Below are 14266 nucleotides of genomic sequence, written 5' to 3'. Positions count from 1 at the left end.
CCGCATGAGGCGTATCACTCCGAAACGCATGCTGGTCGGTGAGCCGCTGGACACCGCCCGGCTGGGCGAGACCCTGCTGCCCAAGCGACTCGCCCTGCCGATCTTCTGCAGCGACCCGCTCTCCTCGGTGGCCTACGCCACCGAGGAGATCCTCCTGATCCTGGCCCTCGGCGGCGTCACCCTCCTGCACCTCACCTGGTACGCCGCGGCCGCCATCGTCTTCCTCCTCGTCGTGGTCGTGGCCTCGTACCGCCAGACCTGCCACGCCTACCCGGGCGGGGGCGGCGCGTACGTCGTCAGCTCCGAGAACCTGGGCCGGACCGCCGCCCTGACGGCGGCCAGCGCCCTGCTCGTCGACTACGTGCTGACCGTCGCCGTCTCCGTCGTCTCCGGCGTCGCCGCCATCACGTCCGCGATCCCCTCGCTCAGCGACCACCAGGTGGTGCTGTCGGTGGCCTTCGTGGTGGTCCTGACCGTCATGAACCTGCGCGGCGTGCGCGAATCGGGGCGCGTCTTCGCCATCCCCACCTACGGCTTCGTCCTGGTCATCTACCTCATGTTCGCCGTGGCGGCGGTCCGGATGGCCACCGGGAGCACGATCCGCGCCGAATCCGCCGACCTGCCCATCCACGCCGTCGGCACCTACACCGGCATCGGGCTGGTCCTGCTGGCGCTGCGCGCCTTCGCCTCCGGGTGCACGGCCCTGACCGGTGTCGAGGCCATCAGCAACGGCGTACCGGCCTTCCGCAGACCCAAGAGCAGGAACGCGGCCAACACCCTCGCCATGATGGGCCTGTTGTCCGTCACCATGTTCGCCGGCATCACCACCCTCGCGATGGTCTACGAGGTGCACGTGGCCGCGAGCCCCACCGAACTCGGCCTCCCCGCCGACACCCCCACCTCCACCGCCCTCGCCCAGATCGGCCGGGCCACCTTCGGCGACTGGCACGTCCTGTTCTACCTGCTCCAGGCGGTCACCGCGGGCGTCCTCGTGCTGGCCGCCAACACCGCCTTCAACGGCTTCCCGATGCTCGCGTCGATCCTCGCCAAGGACCGGTACGCACCCGTCCAGCTCTACAACCGGGGCGACCGGCTGGTGTACTCCAACGGCGTCGTGCTGCTCGCCCTCACCGCCATCGCGCTGATCGTCGCCTTCGACGCGGAGCTGACCCGCCTCATCCAGCTCTACATCATCGGCGTGTTCGTCTCCTTCACGCTCTCCCAGGCGGGCATGGTCCGGCACTGGCGGCGTGAACTGGCCCGCCCCACCACGCCGGCGGCCGAGCGGGTGCACATCCACCGGCGCATGGCCATCAACGCCGTGGGCGCCGCCATGACGGCCGTGGTCCTGGTCATCGTCCTCATCACCAAGTTCACCCACGGGGCGTGGCTCGTCGTCATCGCCATGCCGCTGCTCTTCCTCGGCATGAAGGGCGTACGGCGCCACTACGACCGGGTCAGGCAGCAGGTGGTGGTCCCCGCCGAGGTGAAGCCCCGGCAGCCGCTGCGCTACCACATGGTGGTCCTCGTCTCGAACGTGCACGCGCCCACGCTGAAGGCGCTGGGCTTCGCCCAGGGGCTGCGGCCGACCACGCTCACCGCCCTGACCGCGGCCGCCGACGAGGACGCGGAGGCGCTGCGGCGGGAGTGGGAGTCGCACGACCTCGGCGTGCCGCTGCGGATCCTGCACTCGCCCTACCGGGAGGTGGTCGGACCGGTCGTCGCGCACGTGCAGGAGATGGCGGCCGAGGACCCCGGGGGAGTGGTGTCCGTCGTCATTCCGGAGTACGTCGTCGGCCACTGGTGGGAGCAGCCGCTCCACAACCAGAACGCGCTGCGCCTGAAGGCCAGGCTGCTCTTCACGCCCGGCGTGACCGTCATCGACGTGCCCTACCTGCTGGAATCGGCCCGCCGATGAGCCGGGCGGACCGGTGCCCACGCCGCGCGACGCCCGGGCCACGTTCGGGCACTCTGTGTATCGGTCCTGTATCAGAGAGTGACATTGGGCGGATTCCGTGTCTCGACGGCCCTCGGGAGCGGCATGATCCCGGCCAAGATCCCGCCGCTTCCGGGCACTCGGAGGGTCGGGTCCCTCTCGCACACGATCTGGGGGAGCACATCATGGACACCGCCCACGCACCCAAGGACGGCACCCTCATCGGATCCGTCCAGCGCGCCCTGCGCCTCGTCGAGGCCATCCACGCCGAGGGCTCCGTCACGGCCAAGCGCCTCTCGCGCCTGACCGGGATCCCGTTGCCCACGACGTACCACCTGCTGCGCACCCTCATCCACGAGGGCTACGTGCACCGCGAGGACGGCGCGTTCCGGCTCGCCGAGCGCCTGCCACTGCCCCAGCCGCTCGCCTCGTGAGACGACACGGCGGGCGGCGGCGGGTCAACGAGGACGGGAACCGACCTGGTTCGCCCCTACGGTCGACCCGGGCGCCGGGCCGCGGTCCGTTCCGTCGCGGTCCGCTCCGGGGCGGGGGCCGCGCCCCCCGCCCAGCGCATGTCCAGGGCGGCCAGCTGGGCCACCCGCTCCGGGGAGAGGCGGTCCGCGCGACTGCGGGCGTTGGACACCCAGGCACCCAGCCGGTACGGGACCCCGGCGACGGTCTCGACGTGCGGACGCGGCACGTTCAGGTGCCGCTCGCGGCGGTGGAACTGGCGGGCCGCCGCCAGGTGGGCCGCCCACTTGTCCGCCTGCGGGGTGCGCTCGCGCGGCCGCTGCGCCGCCGCGGCCGCGCGCACGCCGAGGACGTGCTCCAGCATCCACCGCTGGGCCATGGACAGCCGGTCCCAGGCCAGCCGCTGCCGCAGCAGCCAGCGGCCGAGGTCCTCGCCCTGGACGACGAGTTCGCCCGGAGCGGCCGGGAGCCGCCCGCCGCCCTCGACGTGCAGTCGGGCCAGCCGGAAGCAGCGCTGCCAGGACACCGGCCAGGTGGGGCACCAGGCCGGATCGATCTCCTCCAGCGCCTCCCGGCGTTCCGCGGCCAGGGCGCCCGGCGTCCCCTCGGGCCGGCGGGCCGCGGCCCGGTTGTTCTTCAGCCACACGCCCAGCGGGTAGTCGCGCCAGGTCGCGTCGAACGGGGCGAGCAGGTGGCCGTGTTCGGCCGCCCAGCCGCGCGCGGCCGCCAGCCCCTCCTCGTACGCCACGTCGACGTGCGACCACACCATCCCGAGCCCGTCCAGGTGCGCGATCCGCTCCGCCGAGAGCCCGCCCCGTTTGCGGGCCCGCCGGGCGTCGGCGATCCACTGGCCGAGCGGGAATCCGGCCGTCCCCGGCCCGACTTCAGCCGTCCCGGGCCCGACCTCCGCAGCCCATTCCGGCCCGACCTCCGCCGTCCCGCCCGGCATCCGGTACCCGAACGGCACCCGCAGGTCCCCGGTCGCCCCGGCGTACCGGCGGGCCGCCTGCAGACCCCGCTTCCAGTGCGAGGTCTCCGGGTCGAGGATCCGCAGGCGGATGAACTCCGCCAGGGCGACCGGGTCCCGCGGGGTCGAGAACCTGAGCAGTTCCCGGGCGGGCCCGCTGATCCCGCCCCGGCCGCCGGCCCCCGCGCCCCGCCCGGTCGGCTGGTACGAGCCGGGCGCCTGCGGCTGCGCCAGCGCCTCCACCACCCGGGTGTCGTGGGCCCGCAGCGCCTCCAGGAGCCGCGCCAGGTCGTCGTACGCGCGGGAGGTGAGCATGGTGTCCGGGGTCTCGCCCGGGCCGAGCAGCACGGGCACGACGAGCGAGGCCACCTTCCCCTCGCCGGGCCGGATGCGCAGCGCCCGGCCGACCGCCTGGACCAGGTCGGGCATCGAACCGCGCAGGTCGGCCCAGAAGACGGAGTCGCACGCGCGGGTGTCGACGCCCTCGCCGAGCACCCGGACCGAGCTCAGGAACGCGGGCCGGGCCCGCTCGAACGCCTCCAGCACGCGCCGCCGGTGCACCGGCTTGTGCTCACCGCACAGCCAGTCGGCCCAGACCGGGTCGACGCGCAGCCGGGCGGCCACCGCGGGGAGTCCGGCGGCGAACGCCTCGGCCTCCTTCGTCAGGTGGTGGAAGACCAACGTCCGCTCCAGCCCCTGCTCCACCGCCGTCTTCAGCGCCGCGGTCTGCAGGGCCGCGAGACGGGCCCCGCGCACCTCGTCGGACCGGGCGTCCGGGCCCAGCAGGCCGGCCGCCCGGAACCGGGCGTCGCTGACGTCCACGCACACCACCTGGTACGGGGCCACGATGCCGCGGTCGATCGCCTCCGACAGCGTCAGCCGGTGACACACCGCGCCGAACGGCCCGTCGGGGTCGTCCTCCATCGACGCCACCAACCCGCCGCCCCCGCCCGGCTCCTCCTCGTCCTCGCCGACCTGCCACAGGCGCGGCGTGGCCGTCATGTACAGCCGCCGGTCGGCCGGGATGCGGGAGTTGTCGTGGACCACCGCCCACGCCTTGCCGATCCGCCCGGACGTGCGGTGCGCCTCGTCCACCACGACGAGGTCCCAGGCCGCCAGTCCGGCCCGGTGGGCGCGCTCGACGGTGCCCAGGCCGAGCGAGGCGTACGTCGCGAACACCGTGACCTGCGCGGTCCCGGCCACCCGGCACCACGCGGCCAGCTCCTCGCCGGACGTGGTGTTGGGGAACCCCGCGTCGCGCTCCCGCAGCGACGAGACGCCGAGGACGGTCCCGCGCCGCCCCGCCGCGCGCCAGGCCGTCACCGACTGGGTGAGCAGGTCGAGGCTGGGCACCAGCACCAGGGTCCGGTCGGCCCGCAGTTCCTCGGCGCAGCGGGCGGCCACGAACGTCTTGCCCGAGCCGGTGGCCATCACCACCTGCGTGCGCAGTCCGCCGGCCGGCAGCCGACCGCCGGGCCCCGGCTCCAGCGCGCGCAGCACGGCGTCGACGGCCTCGCGCTGATGCGCGCGCAGCTGCTGCTTGCCCATGCCCTCGCCCTCGTCCACGTGTCGTCGTCCGACCTCCCCATTCTGGCCCACCCGCCCGGACCGTTCCGGGGGCACCGCGGCCGGTCGGCGGGGCGGTGCGGTCCGGCGGGCGTAGGGTGTCCCGGGTGAGGAAGATCATCCTGATGATCGGCGTCTCGCTCGACGGGTTCTTCGAGGGCCCGAACCGCGAGATCGACTGGCACCTGGTCGACGACGAGGTCCACACGTACTTCAACGACCGGCTGCGGACCATGGGCGGGTTCATCCACGGCCGGGTCACCTACCAGCTGATGGCCGACTTCTGGCCGACCGCCGACGCCGATCCCGCGAACGCCGGTCCGACGGCGGAGTTCGCCGGCATCTGGCGGGACATGCCGAAGACGGTGTACTCCCGGACCCTGGCCGAGGCGGGCTGGAACACCACCATCGAGCGCGAGGTCGACCCGGACCGGATCCGGGCGCTCAAGGCCCTGCCCGGCGGCGACCTCGTCGTCGGCGGACCCGACCTCGCACGGAGCTTCGCGCGCCACGACCTGATCGACGCCTACGAGATCTCCGTCCACCCGGTGCTGATCGGCGCCGGCCGGCCGCTCTTCCCGTCGGCGGAGCGGATGTCGCCCCGCCCGCTCCGCCTCACCGGGACCCGCACCTTCGGCAACGGCGTGGTGATGCTCCGCCACGAGCACGTCTGACCCGCCGGCCGGCCGCCCGCGGGCCCGGCAGGGCCCACGGGCGGCGAGCGGCGCTCAGGGGGTGGTGAGGACGACCAGCTGGCGCGTGGCCCGCGTCATCGCCACGTAGCGGTCCACCGCCCCCTCGGTCCCGTTCCCGAAGCGGTCCGGGTCGACGAGGACGACCAGGTCGAACTCGAGTCCCTTCGACAACCGGGGCGTCAGCGCCCGGACCCGGGAGGTCTCCCGGAACCCGGCCGGCGGCTCGCCGATGACACAGGCCGTCCCCTCGGCGTGCTCGGCGAGCCAGGCCGCCAGCACCGCGTCCAGGTCCGCGACCGTTCCACGGCCGACGGGCACCCCGGAGCTGCGGACGGAGGCCGGCACGTTGGCGTCCGGCAGCGCCGCCCGGATGACCGGCTCGGCCTCCGCCATCACCTCTTCCGGCGTGCGGTAGTTGACGCTCAGCGAGGCCACCTCGATCCGGTCGAGCCCGATGCGCTCCAGCCGCTCCCGCCAGGACTCGGCGAACCCGTGCCGGGCCTGCGCGCGGTCGCCGACGACGGTGAAGCTGCGCGACGGGCAGCGCAGCAGGAGCATCTGCCACTCCGCGTCGGTCAGCTCCTGCGCCTCGTCCACGACGACGTGCGCGAACGGCCCGGCCAGCGGGTCCCGGTCGGCCGCGTCCGGCAGCGCCGTTCCGTCGACCAGGCTGTCCCGCAGGTCGCGTCCGCGCAGCATGGTCACCGCACCCTCCCCGTCCTGGTCCGCCGCGAGCACGTCCTCGATCACACCGGCCAGGCGCTCGCGTTCGGCCGCGGCGGCGGACTCCCGGCGGCGCCGGCGCAGCGAGGCCGCCGGGTCACCGAGCCGCTGCCGCGCCGCGTCCAGCAGCGGCAGGTCCGACACCGTCCAGGCCCGCGGGTCCTCGCGCTGGAGCGTGCGCACCTCCTCGCGGGTGAGCCAGGGAGCGCACATCCGCAGGTACGCGGGCACCGACCACAGGTCTCCGACCAGGTCGGCCGGGTCGAGCAGGGGCCAGGCGCGGTCGAGTGCCCCGGCCAGCTCCCGGTCCTTCAGCAGCCAGGCGCGCAGGAGGCCGGGCGGGACGTCGCCGTCGTCGCCGTCCTCGTCCCGGAGGTCGCGGTCGTCGCGGTCCCGGTGGTCGTAGACGTCGTACGCGTCGGGCTCGTCCTCACCGCCGCGGTAGCCGAGGCCGTCGTCGGTGCCCGTCGCCTTGTCGACCAGGATCGAGACCAGCTCCTGCCGGATCCGGTCGCGCGCCTCGTTGTGCGGTGCCCCCGGGCCGGGTACCCGGAACGCCTCTGCCCAGTCGTCGGCGGTCAGCCGTACGTCCGCCCACGGGGTCGACAGCACCAGCGCCTCGGTGGGCGGCTCCTCGTAGAAGCGGACGGCCGTCTCGATCGCCCCCACCATGTCCGCCGACGACTTCAGCCGGGCCGCCTCCGGGTCGGTCTCGGGGCCCGCGCCGGCGCCCTCGGCGACCAGGTCGCGCAGGGTGCAGGTCTGCACGCCCTCCTCGCCCAGCCGCGGCAGGACGTCGGCGACGTAGTCCAGGTACGGCTGGTGCGGCCCGACGAACAGCACGCCGCCGCGACGGTGGGCGAGGCGCGGGTCGGAGTAGACGAGGTAGGCGGAGCGGTGCAGGGCGACGACCGTCTTGCCGGTACCCGGACCGCCGTCGACGACGAGCGCTCCCCGGGACCCCGCCCGGATGATCGCGTCCTGGTCCGCCTGGATCGTCGCCAGCACGTCCCGCATCCGGGGCGAGCGGCTGCTGCCCAGACTGGCGATGAACGCCGACTGGTCGTCGAGCGCGGCGCGCCCATCGAGCCCGTCGGGGGCGAACACCTCGTCCCAGTAGTCGCTCACCCGGCCGTCGGTCCAGCGGTACCTGCGACGGCTGGTCAGGCCCATCGGGTGGGCGTGGGTCGCGGCGAAGAAAGGTTCCGCCGCAGGGGAGCGCCAGTCGACCAGCAGCCGGCGCCCGGTGGCGTCGGTGAGGCCGAGCCGGCCGACGTAGAGGGGCTCGGTGCCGTCCGCGGGCACGATGCGCCCCAGGCACAGGTCCAGGCCGAACCGGCGCAGCGCGCGCAGCCGTCCGGTCAGCCGGTGGACCTCCGCGTCCCGGTCCATGGCCGCGCGGCCGGCGCCGCCGGGTGCCCTGAGCTCGGCCGCCAGCTGGTCGGACAGCTCGGCGATCGTCCGCTCCAGGCTCTCGGCGACGGCGGCGAAGTGCCGTTCGTCGTCGGCGATCAGCGCCGGATCGGCCTTGGGGGAGAGGCGGTCGGGGAGGTCGAACGCGCTCGTGGTGGTCGGGCAGTTCATCTCATGGGCTCCGTCCGCACGAACCGACACATGCGCATGCACTCCGTGGATCTCCGATTTCCGCAGGTTCTGGTAGAGGCCTGTGATTGTGCGCCAGGACCGGGGCCTTGCCGCAAGGCCCCCCGTGCGCTATATGTTGAGAGTGGCAAGGAGTGGGTTTTCCCCCTTGCCGCTTCTCTTTTGCCCGGCAGTACTCCCATCCCCGCTGCCGGCCGCGGCTCGGTCCGGGCGGCGGTCTCCTGGTCCCGCGGCTCGCCCCGCCCCGTACGGGCGCGTGCCCTCGCCGGCGTGTGTCGGCGCGTGCCGGTGCGGCGCGCGGCTTACGGTGGGCCGGTGCTGCGTGCTGGCGTGGATCGGGTGGCGCTGGGTTCGTTCCTCGGGTGCGCCCTGCTCGGCGGCGGGAACGCGGTGGGCGTGCGCTTCAGCAACCGCGAGCTCGACCCCCTGTGGGGCGCCGCCCTGCGCTTCGGTGGCGCCTCGCTGGTCCTGCTCCTGCTGATGGCCGTGCTGCGGGTGGGGTTCCCGCGCGGCCGGGCTCTGGCGGGGGCGGCGCTCTTCGGCACCCTGAACTTCGGCGTCACCTCCGCGCTCGCCTACTACGCCCTGGTCCACATCCACGCCGGACTCGGCCAGACCGTCCTCGCGCTGGTGCCGCTGGTCACGCTGCTGCTGGCGGCGGCCCAGCGGCAGGAACGCCTCCGCACGTCCGCCGCGCTCGGCACGCTGCTCGCCGCCACGGGCGTCGCGGTGATCTCGCGGGCGCCGCTCCAGGCGGACGTACCGGTCGCGTCGCTGCTGGCGGTGTTCGGCGCGGTGCTGTGCTTCGCCCAGGCCGCGGTCCTCGTCCGCCGGTTCCCGCACGTGCACCCCGTGGCCATGAACGCCGTCGGGATGTCCGCCGCCACGCTGCTGCTGTTCGCCGGCTCGCGGGCCGCCGGGGACCGGTGGGAGCCGCCGGAGCGGGCCGCCACCTGGTGGGCCGTCGCCTACATGGTCGTCGCGGGGTCGGTCCTGACGTTCGTGTTCTACCTCGTGGTCATCGAACACTGGGGCGCCTCGCGGGCCGCGTACGTGTTCGTGGTCATCCCACCCGTCACGATCCTGCTCTCCGCCCGGCTCGACGCCGAACCCCTCAGCGCCTCCCTGCTGTTGGGCACCCCGCTGATCCTCCTCGGGGTCTACCTCGGGGCCCTGCGCGGCGGCCCCGGGGCCGCGGGTCGGGCGGGGGGCGGCGGGCCCGACCCGGCGCCCGGCGGCGGATCCGGACGCCGGGCCTGAGGACCGATGACGGGGCCGGGCGGCAGCCTCGGGGCGCGGGTCAGGCGAGGGTCGGGAGGGCGCCGCCCTCGACCCGGGTCACGTCCACCCCGGGCAGGTCCCGGCCCCAGGACCGGGCCAGCCCGGCCAGCCGCTCCGCGTCCGGCGGCGTCCGGCCCAGCCCGATCACGAGCCGGGCCCGCAGCGCACCCGGGCGCAGCGGCCGCGGCCAGGCGTGGGCGTCCGGTGCACCGGCCTCCTCCAGGGCCCCGAGCAGCGCGCGAAGCCGGCCCCGCACCCGGCCCATCGACTCCTCGAACCCGGCGGGTGCGTGGGCCCGTACGGTCACCACGGCCCACGCGGCATGGCGACGGTGCAGCGGCGGCGGCGCGGCGACGGCCGCCCGGTCGCCGGGGCCGGCCTCCAGCAACTCCCAGGCCCGGTAGAGCTCCTGGGTGACCAGGTCCCGGAAGCCCGGTGACACCTGCGTGGTGCAGCTACGGACCGGGGCGGAGGGGGTGAGTACGGTCAGTGCCGTCCCTGCCGTCCCTGCCGGCGCTTCCGACGCGGCGGGTACGGCCGGTCCCGTGCCCGCGCCGAGGGCGACCGGCTCGTGCCAGTCCCAGGCCGCCCACGTGGCGAAGAACTCCCGCAGCAGGGCCTCGTCCCCGGCTGCGGTGGGTGTCGTGGGCGTGGTCATGGGCGCGTTCGCGACCGTGTGCGCCGCCAGAACGGTCCAGGCCAGGCCCGGAAGGCCGCCGAACGGGGCGGAGTCCAGGCCGCGGGCCCCGGCCCAGGCCTTGACGCAGCGGGCGAGGCGCGTGAACTCGGGCTCGCGCCCGGCCACGGCGGACCGGACGGCCTCCGCGTCGCTGACCGCGCTCAGGGCGACCGCCGCCGCCTCGCCCAGTTCGGACCGGCGCTGCGTCGCCACGGCCGGGTCGAGCGCTCCCGCGCCCACGACCACCAGGTCGACCCCCAGCGTGCCGACCGAGAACCGCAGCCCCGGCACCCGTGCGCCCACCACCCGGCGCAGCGCCACCGCCTCCGGGATCGCGGCCGCGATCCGGGCCTCGACCTCCGCGGGGTCGGGCGTTCCCAGAAGGACGGCCACCAGGTCCAGATCCGCGCCGGGCAGGGCGCAGCCCATGGCCCGCGAACCGACGGTCCGCACGACGCCCTCCCCGAGGACCTCCGCCACCCGCGCGACCACGTCCCGGGCCACCCCGTCCTCGACCGGGCCCGCGTCCGGGCGCGTCGGCTCCGGCTGCTCAGCCTCCGGCGGCTCCGGCTGCTCCGGCAGCCACGTGACCGCTCCGGTGCCGAGTTCCACCAGGGCCCGCACCCGCATCGGCTCCTCGCCCCGCCGGGACAGGAGGGCCAGTTCGCCCACCCGCGCCGCCGTCGGCGCGTCGACGAGCCGCTGCCCGCAGACGGCCGCGACGCGGTGCGGCTCCCGGGTCCGCCCGAGGGTGAGGTGGGGGGTGAAGCCGTCCGCCCGCCCCCGACAGGCCGGGAAGCGCTCGGCGAGCGCGGCGCGCAGGTGCTGCCACGGCCCGTCGCCGTCGGCCGCCGGGTCGAGCCACACCGTGGCGTCCTCGCGGTGTCCGAACGTGTACACCCCGGCCAGCCGCACCGGGAACGGCTCGGTCTTCGCAGCGACTTCGCCGACCAGGGCCGCGGCCCGCTCGAACTCGTGCTCCGGCGCGAAGCCGAAGAGCAGGTTCACGTGCGCGGGCCACCGCCGGACCTGCGGGTCGTAGGACTCGCGCAACCCGTCCACCGCCGGCAGCAGTTCCGCGGGCGGCAGCCAGGCCAGCGCCGTCCGGACCGAAGGGGCCGCGTCCAGTACGGCCGCGCCGTCCGGGCCCGCCGGCCCGTCCTGCGCCCCCGCCGGGGCGTACCGCAGGTCGGCCCGTACGCCGTAGCGGTCGGAGACGAACAGCCCGTCCGGCCCCGGCACGTCACCCAGCAGGCCCGCCCCCGCCACGGCGGCCGCGCCGCGCACCAGGATCCGGTCCAGGCGCGAGGCCCGGCCGGTGAGCGAGGAGACCGCCGCCAGCGGGTTCACGGCCGGGTCGAAGGTGGGGGTGCCGTCGCCCGGGCCGTACGCCTCCTCCCAGGCGTCGCGCATGCCCAGTGCGGCGGCCGGTCCCTCGGGGCCGGTGCGCCCGTCGTTGAAGTCGCCGACCAGCGCGATCTCGCCGTCCACTCCGGCCAGCCCCTCGGCGATGCGGGCCAGTTCGGCCGTCCGCCGGTCCGTCGCGCCCGCCGAGTGGTCGCTGGACAGGTGGGTGGCCGCCACCGTCAGCGGGTACCCGGCCGCCGTGTCCACCACGACGGCGGACACGGCCTTGTGCCGGCCGAGTTCGTGGACGCCCGCCTCGCGGACGGGCAGCCGGCTGAGCAGCATCAGTCCGCTGTCGGCGGCATCCCGGCCGGCCGGGTCGGCGCCCAGCACGTACCCCTCGCGCACCCAGTCGGCCGCCGACAGCAGCTCCACCAGGGCCGGTTCGACCTCCTGGAGGGCGATCACGTCGGCGTCCGCGGCCTCGAGGGCGGCCAGCAGCCGGGGCCGACGGCGCGCGGTGTCGATGCGGTCCGCGTCGTACCGGTCCCACAACGTGTTCCACGTCAGCAGGCGCACCCGCGCCGTGGGCCCCGCCGTCGTGGCCGCCGCGGTGGCCGCCGCGCCCCGGTCGGCCCCGGCCGGCCCGGCCTCCGGCACCGGCTGCCAGCGACCCTCCCGCCAGGCGTACGGGGTGCGCGCCGTGAAGAACGGCGCCCGCAGCCGCCGCGGCTCGCGCACCCGCCCGGCCGCCGAGCGCCCCACCACGTCCAACCCGCTCGCCCGGTCCCACACCAGCTCGCCGTCCGCCTCCACGAACAGCACGCGGTGCCACGGGATGTCACCCCCGGGGACGAACGACGGCAGCGGCACGCGCTTCGGCGGCGCCCCGCGCTGGAGCAGCCCGAGCACGAACCGCGCCGGGTCGAAGCGCGGATCCCACCGCACCTGGTGGTAGATCTCCTCGCTGGTACGCATCCGTCCCTCACACCCCGTCCCACTCGGTTCCGGGGTCCTCGATCGCCCCGGCGCCCCGTCCGGCCCGCCCGGCGTGCCGGCGCTCTTCGTTCCCCTCGCCCCGCGCGTCACCGCGGACGCCCGCGTACCACGCGCCCGTGACGTCCTCGTCGACGCCACCGGCCCGGTCCGCGACCGTCCCGCCCGGCCCGACGTACCAGGTGCGGTGCGCCCGGCCCGGGTAGGGCGGGGCGTAGCGGCGCAGCTGCCGTGCCAGGACCACGGCCGGAACCGGATGCGGGCGGCTGCCGTTGCGCCGTACCAGTTCGTCCTCCTCCACCACGGTCACGACCTGCGTGACCAGCGCGTCCCTGCGCCGCGCCAGGTCGAGCACGGGCAGCCGCTGCCGTTCGGTGAGCGAGGTCGCGTCCCACACCACCGTCCCGCCGGCGGCCAGGGCCGCGTCCAGCCGGTCCAGGCCGGCGCGGAGCACCGCCGCGTTCTCGGACTGGTCCGCCCGGTCGCCGCGCGCGGTGCGCAGGTCGTCCAGTGACACGCACACCGCACCGGGAACCGTCCGGGCCAGCGCCGCCGCGACGGTGCTCTTGCCGCTGCCCGCGGGCCCGACCAGCTGCACCAGCCGGGGGAAGGCGCCGTCCCGCCACCGCCACGTGGCCGCCACCGCCTCCTCGGGGGTCGCGATCCGGCCCGCCGCGTACGCCTCCCGGGCCTGGGCCCAGCACCGGTCCGCGGCCGCGCCCGTGACCCCGGCCGCGGCCAGGGCCGTGCGCAGCCCGGTGCGCAGGGACGCGAGCGGGTCCTCGACGAGCAGGCCCGCGTCCTCGGCGTACAGCGCGGACCACTCCACCTGCTCACGGGCCTCCCCGGAACGGCCAGCCGGGACCGCGGCGGCCACGGCGTGCAGCACGCCGAGGTCGGCCGCGGCCGCCAGGCGGAGCAGCCCGCAGCGCCGGTCGGCGTCGGGGAAGGGCAGGTGCAGCAGCGGGTGCAGCCCGACGAGGTCGGCCACGCGCCGCCCGAGCGGCAGCCCGAGGGGCCCGGCGGCGAGTCGCGCCAGCAGCGCCCCGCGGGGGAGCCGGTGCAGGGCCGCCGCGAGCACGCCGACGAGCCGGGCGTCCCCGGTGCGCCCGAGCACGTCGAGCCGCCCGGCCGCCTCCCGCGCACCCGCCTCGGCGGCCTCCTGTTCCGGCCCGGACGGCCCGCCGACCCCGCTTCCCGGCCCGGACAGCGCACCGACCCCGCTTCCCGGTGCGGACGGTGCGCCGGCCCCCCTCCCCGTCACGGCGGGCGCGCCGGCTTCCCCGCCCCGCGGTCCGCCGGTGCCGAGGGCCGCCAGCAGCGCCGGGACGTCGGGTGCGGCGCCGGAGCGGACGGCCCACAGGGGGGCGGCCGGCCCGAGCCCGTTCTCCACCACGGCCGCGTGCATCCAGTGCGTGTCCGTCCGCACGTGTCCGCCGCGCACCCACTTGGCCACCCGCCGCCCGAACTCGGCCTGCGGGAAGCCGTCGACGGTGCGCACCACGTACCCCTCGTGCCGGGCGGTGTCGACCCGCAGCCGGCGCAGCGCGCGCTCGTCGAACGTGCCGCGCCACAGGACGCGCGGTACGGGCACGCCGAGCCGCCGCAGGAAGCGCACGGTCCGGTCCCAGTCGAGGCAGCGCCCGGTGTCGTCCCAGACGGAGAACCCGTAGAACCAGCTGTCCAGGTCGTCGTACGCGAGCGAGTGCCGGGCGTACATGTTCTCGCCGCACACCCGCCAGCCGGCCGGGATGCCCGGGCCGACGCGCCCCTGGAGGGCCTTGACCCAGGCGCGCGAGGGGTGGTGCCCGGAGTCCAGCGAACGGGCGTGCAGCCCGTCCGCGTAGAGCGTCGTGTTCTCGCCGTCGAGCTTCTCCGTGACCACGACCTCGCACCCGACCACCCCGCCGAGCTCCGCGCCCGCCCGTACGTCGTCCGAGGTCGCGCCGGGGGACCAGGGCAGGTGAGGGGTCCGGGGATAGTGCGTACGCATGGCACGTCAC

At 75.9% G+C, this 14266-nt stretch carries 8 protein-coding genes; 4 read left to right on the top strand and 4 right to left on the bottom strand.

All coding sequences use genetic code 11. The annotated features are described in order from the left end of the window. Nucleotides 1–4 precede the first annotated feature (4 nt). Both ACIQCH_RS24620 and ACIQCH_RS24615 read left to right on the top strand, forming a co-directional pair. Nucleotides 5–1918: an APC family permease gene (locus ACIQCH_RS24620; protein ID WP_402584197.1), complete on the top strand. Its 1914-nt coding sequence runs from the start codon at nucleotides 5–7 to the stop codon at nucleotides 1916–1918. 203 nt (nucleotides 1919–2121) lie between these two features. Then, nucleotides 2122–2370: a helix-turn-helix domain-containing protein gene (locus ACIQCH_RS24615; RefSeq protein WP_402584196.1), complete on the top strand. Its 249-nt coding sequence runs from the start codon at nucleotides 2122–2124 to the stop codon at nucleotides 2368–2370. Between the two features lie 56 nt (nucleotides 2371–2426). Here ACIQCH_RS24615 and ACIQCH_RS24610 read toward each other — a convergent pair whose 3' ends face one another. Further along, entirely contained in the window at nucleotides 2427–4973 is a 2547-nt protein-coding gene (locus tag ACIQCH_RS24610) for a Helicase associated domain protein (RefSeq protein WP_402584194.1), read from the bottom strand. Nucleotides 4974–5047: 74 nt separating this feature from the next. Between ACIQCH_RS24610 and ACIQCH_RS24605 the strand changes: the two genes are divergently transcribed. Continuing rightward, entirely contained in the window at nucleotides 5048–5614 is a 567-nt protein-coding gene (locus ACIQCH_RS24605) for a dihydrofolate reductase family protein (protein WP_402584192.1), read from the top strand. Between the two features lie 54 nt (nucleotides 5615–5668). Here ACIQCH_RS24605 and helR read toward each other — a convergent pair whose 3' ends face one another. Further along, complete coding sequence (gene helR / locus ACIQCH_RS24600) at nucleotides 5669–7942, bottom strand: RNA polymerase recycling motor ATPase HelR (RefSeq protein ID WP_402584190.1); 2274 nt, start codon at nucleotides 7940–7942, stop codon at nucleotides 5669–5671. A gap of 333 nt (nucleotides 7943–8275) precedes the next feature. On the opposite strand from helR, the gene ACIQCH_RS24595 reads away from it, so the two are divergent. After that, nucleotides 8276–9220: a DMT family transporter gene (locus ACIQCH_RS24595; RefSeq protein WP_402584188.1), complete on the top strand. Its 945-nt coding sequence runs from the start codon at nucleotides 8276–8278 to the stop codon at nucleotides 9218–9220. A 40-nt stretch (nucleotides 9221–9260) separates the two neighbouring features. Here ACIQCH_RS24595 and ACIQCH_RS24590 read toward each other — a convergent pair whose 3' ends face one another. Further along, nucleotides 9261–12245: a poly(A) polymerase gene (locus ACIQCH_RS24590; protein ID WP_402584186.1), complete on the bottom strand. Its 2985-nt coding sequence runs from the start codon at nucleotides 12243–12245 to the stop codon at nucleotides 9261–9263. Nucleotides 12246–12252: 7 nt separating this feature from the next. Then, complete coding sequence (locus ACIQCH_RS24585) at nucleotides 12253–14256, bottom strand: RNA ligase family protein (RefSeq protein ID WP_402584185.1); 2004 nt, start codon at nucleotides 14254–14256, stop codon at nucleotides 12253–12255. Nucleotides 14257–14266: the final 10 nt, after the last annotated feature.

The organism is Streptomyces sp. NPDC093225 (genome assembly GCF_044753805.1).
Taxonomy (GTDB): domain Bacteria; phylum Actinomycetota; class Actinomycetes; order Streptomycetales; family Streptomycetaceae; genus Streptomyces.
Note: the sequence above shows the minus strand (reverse complement) of the source record. Positions and strands in the feature narration are given on the sequence as shown.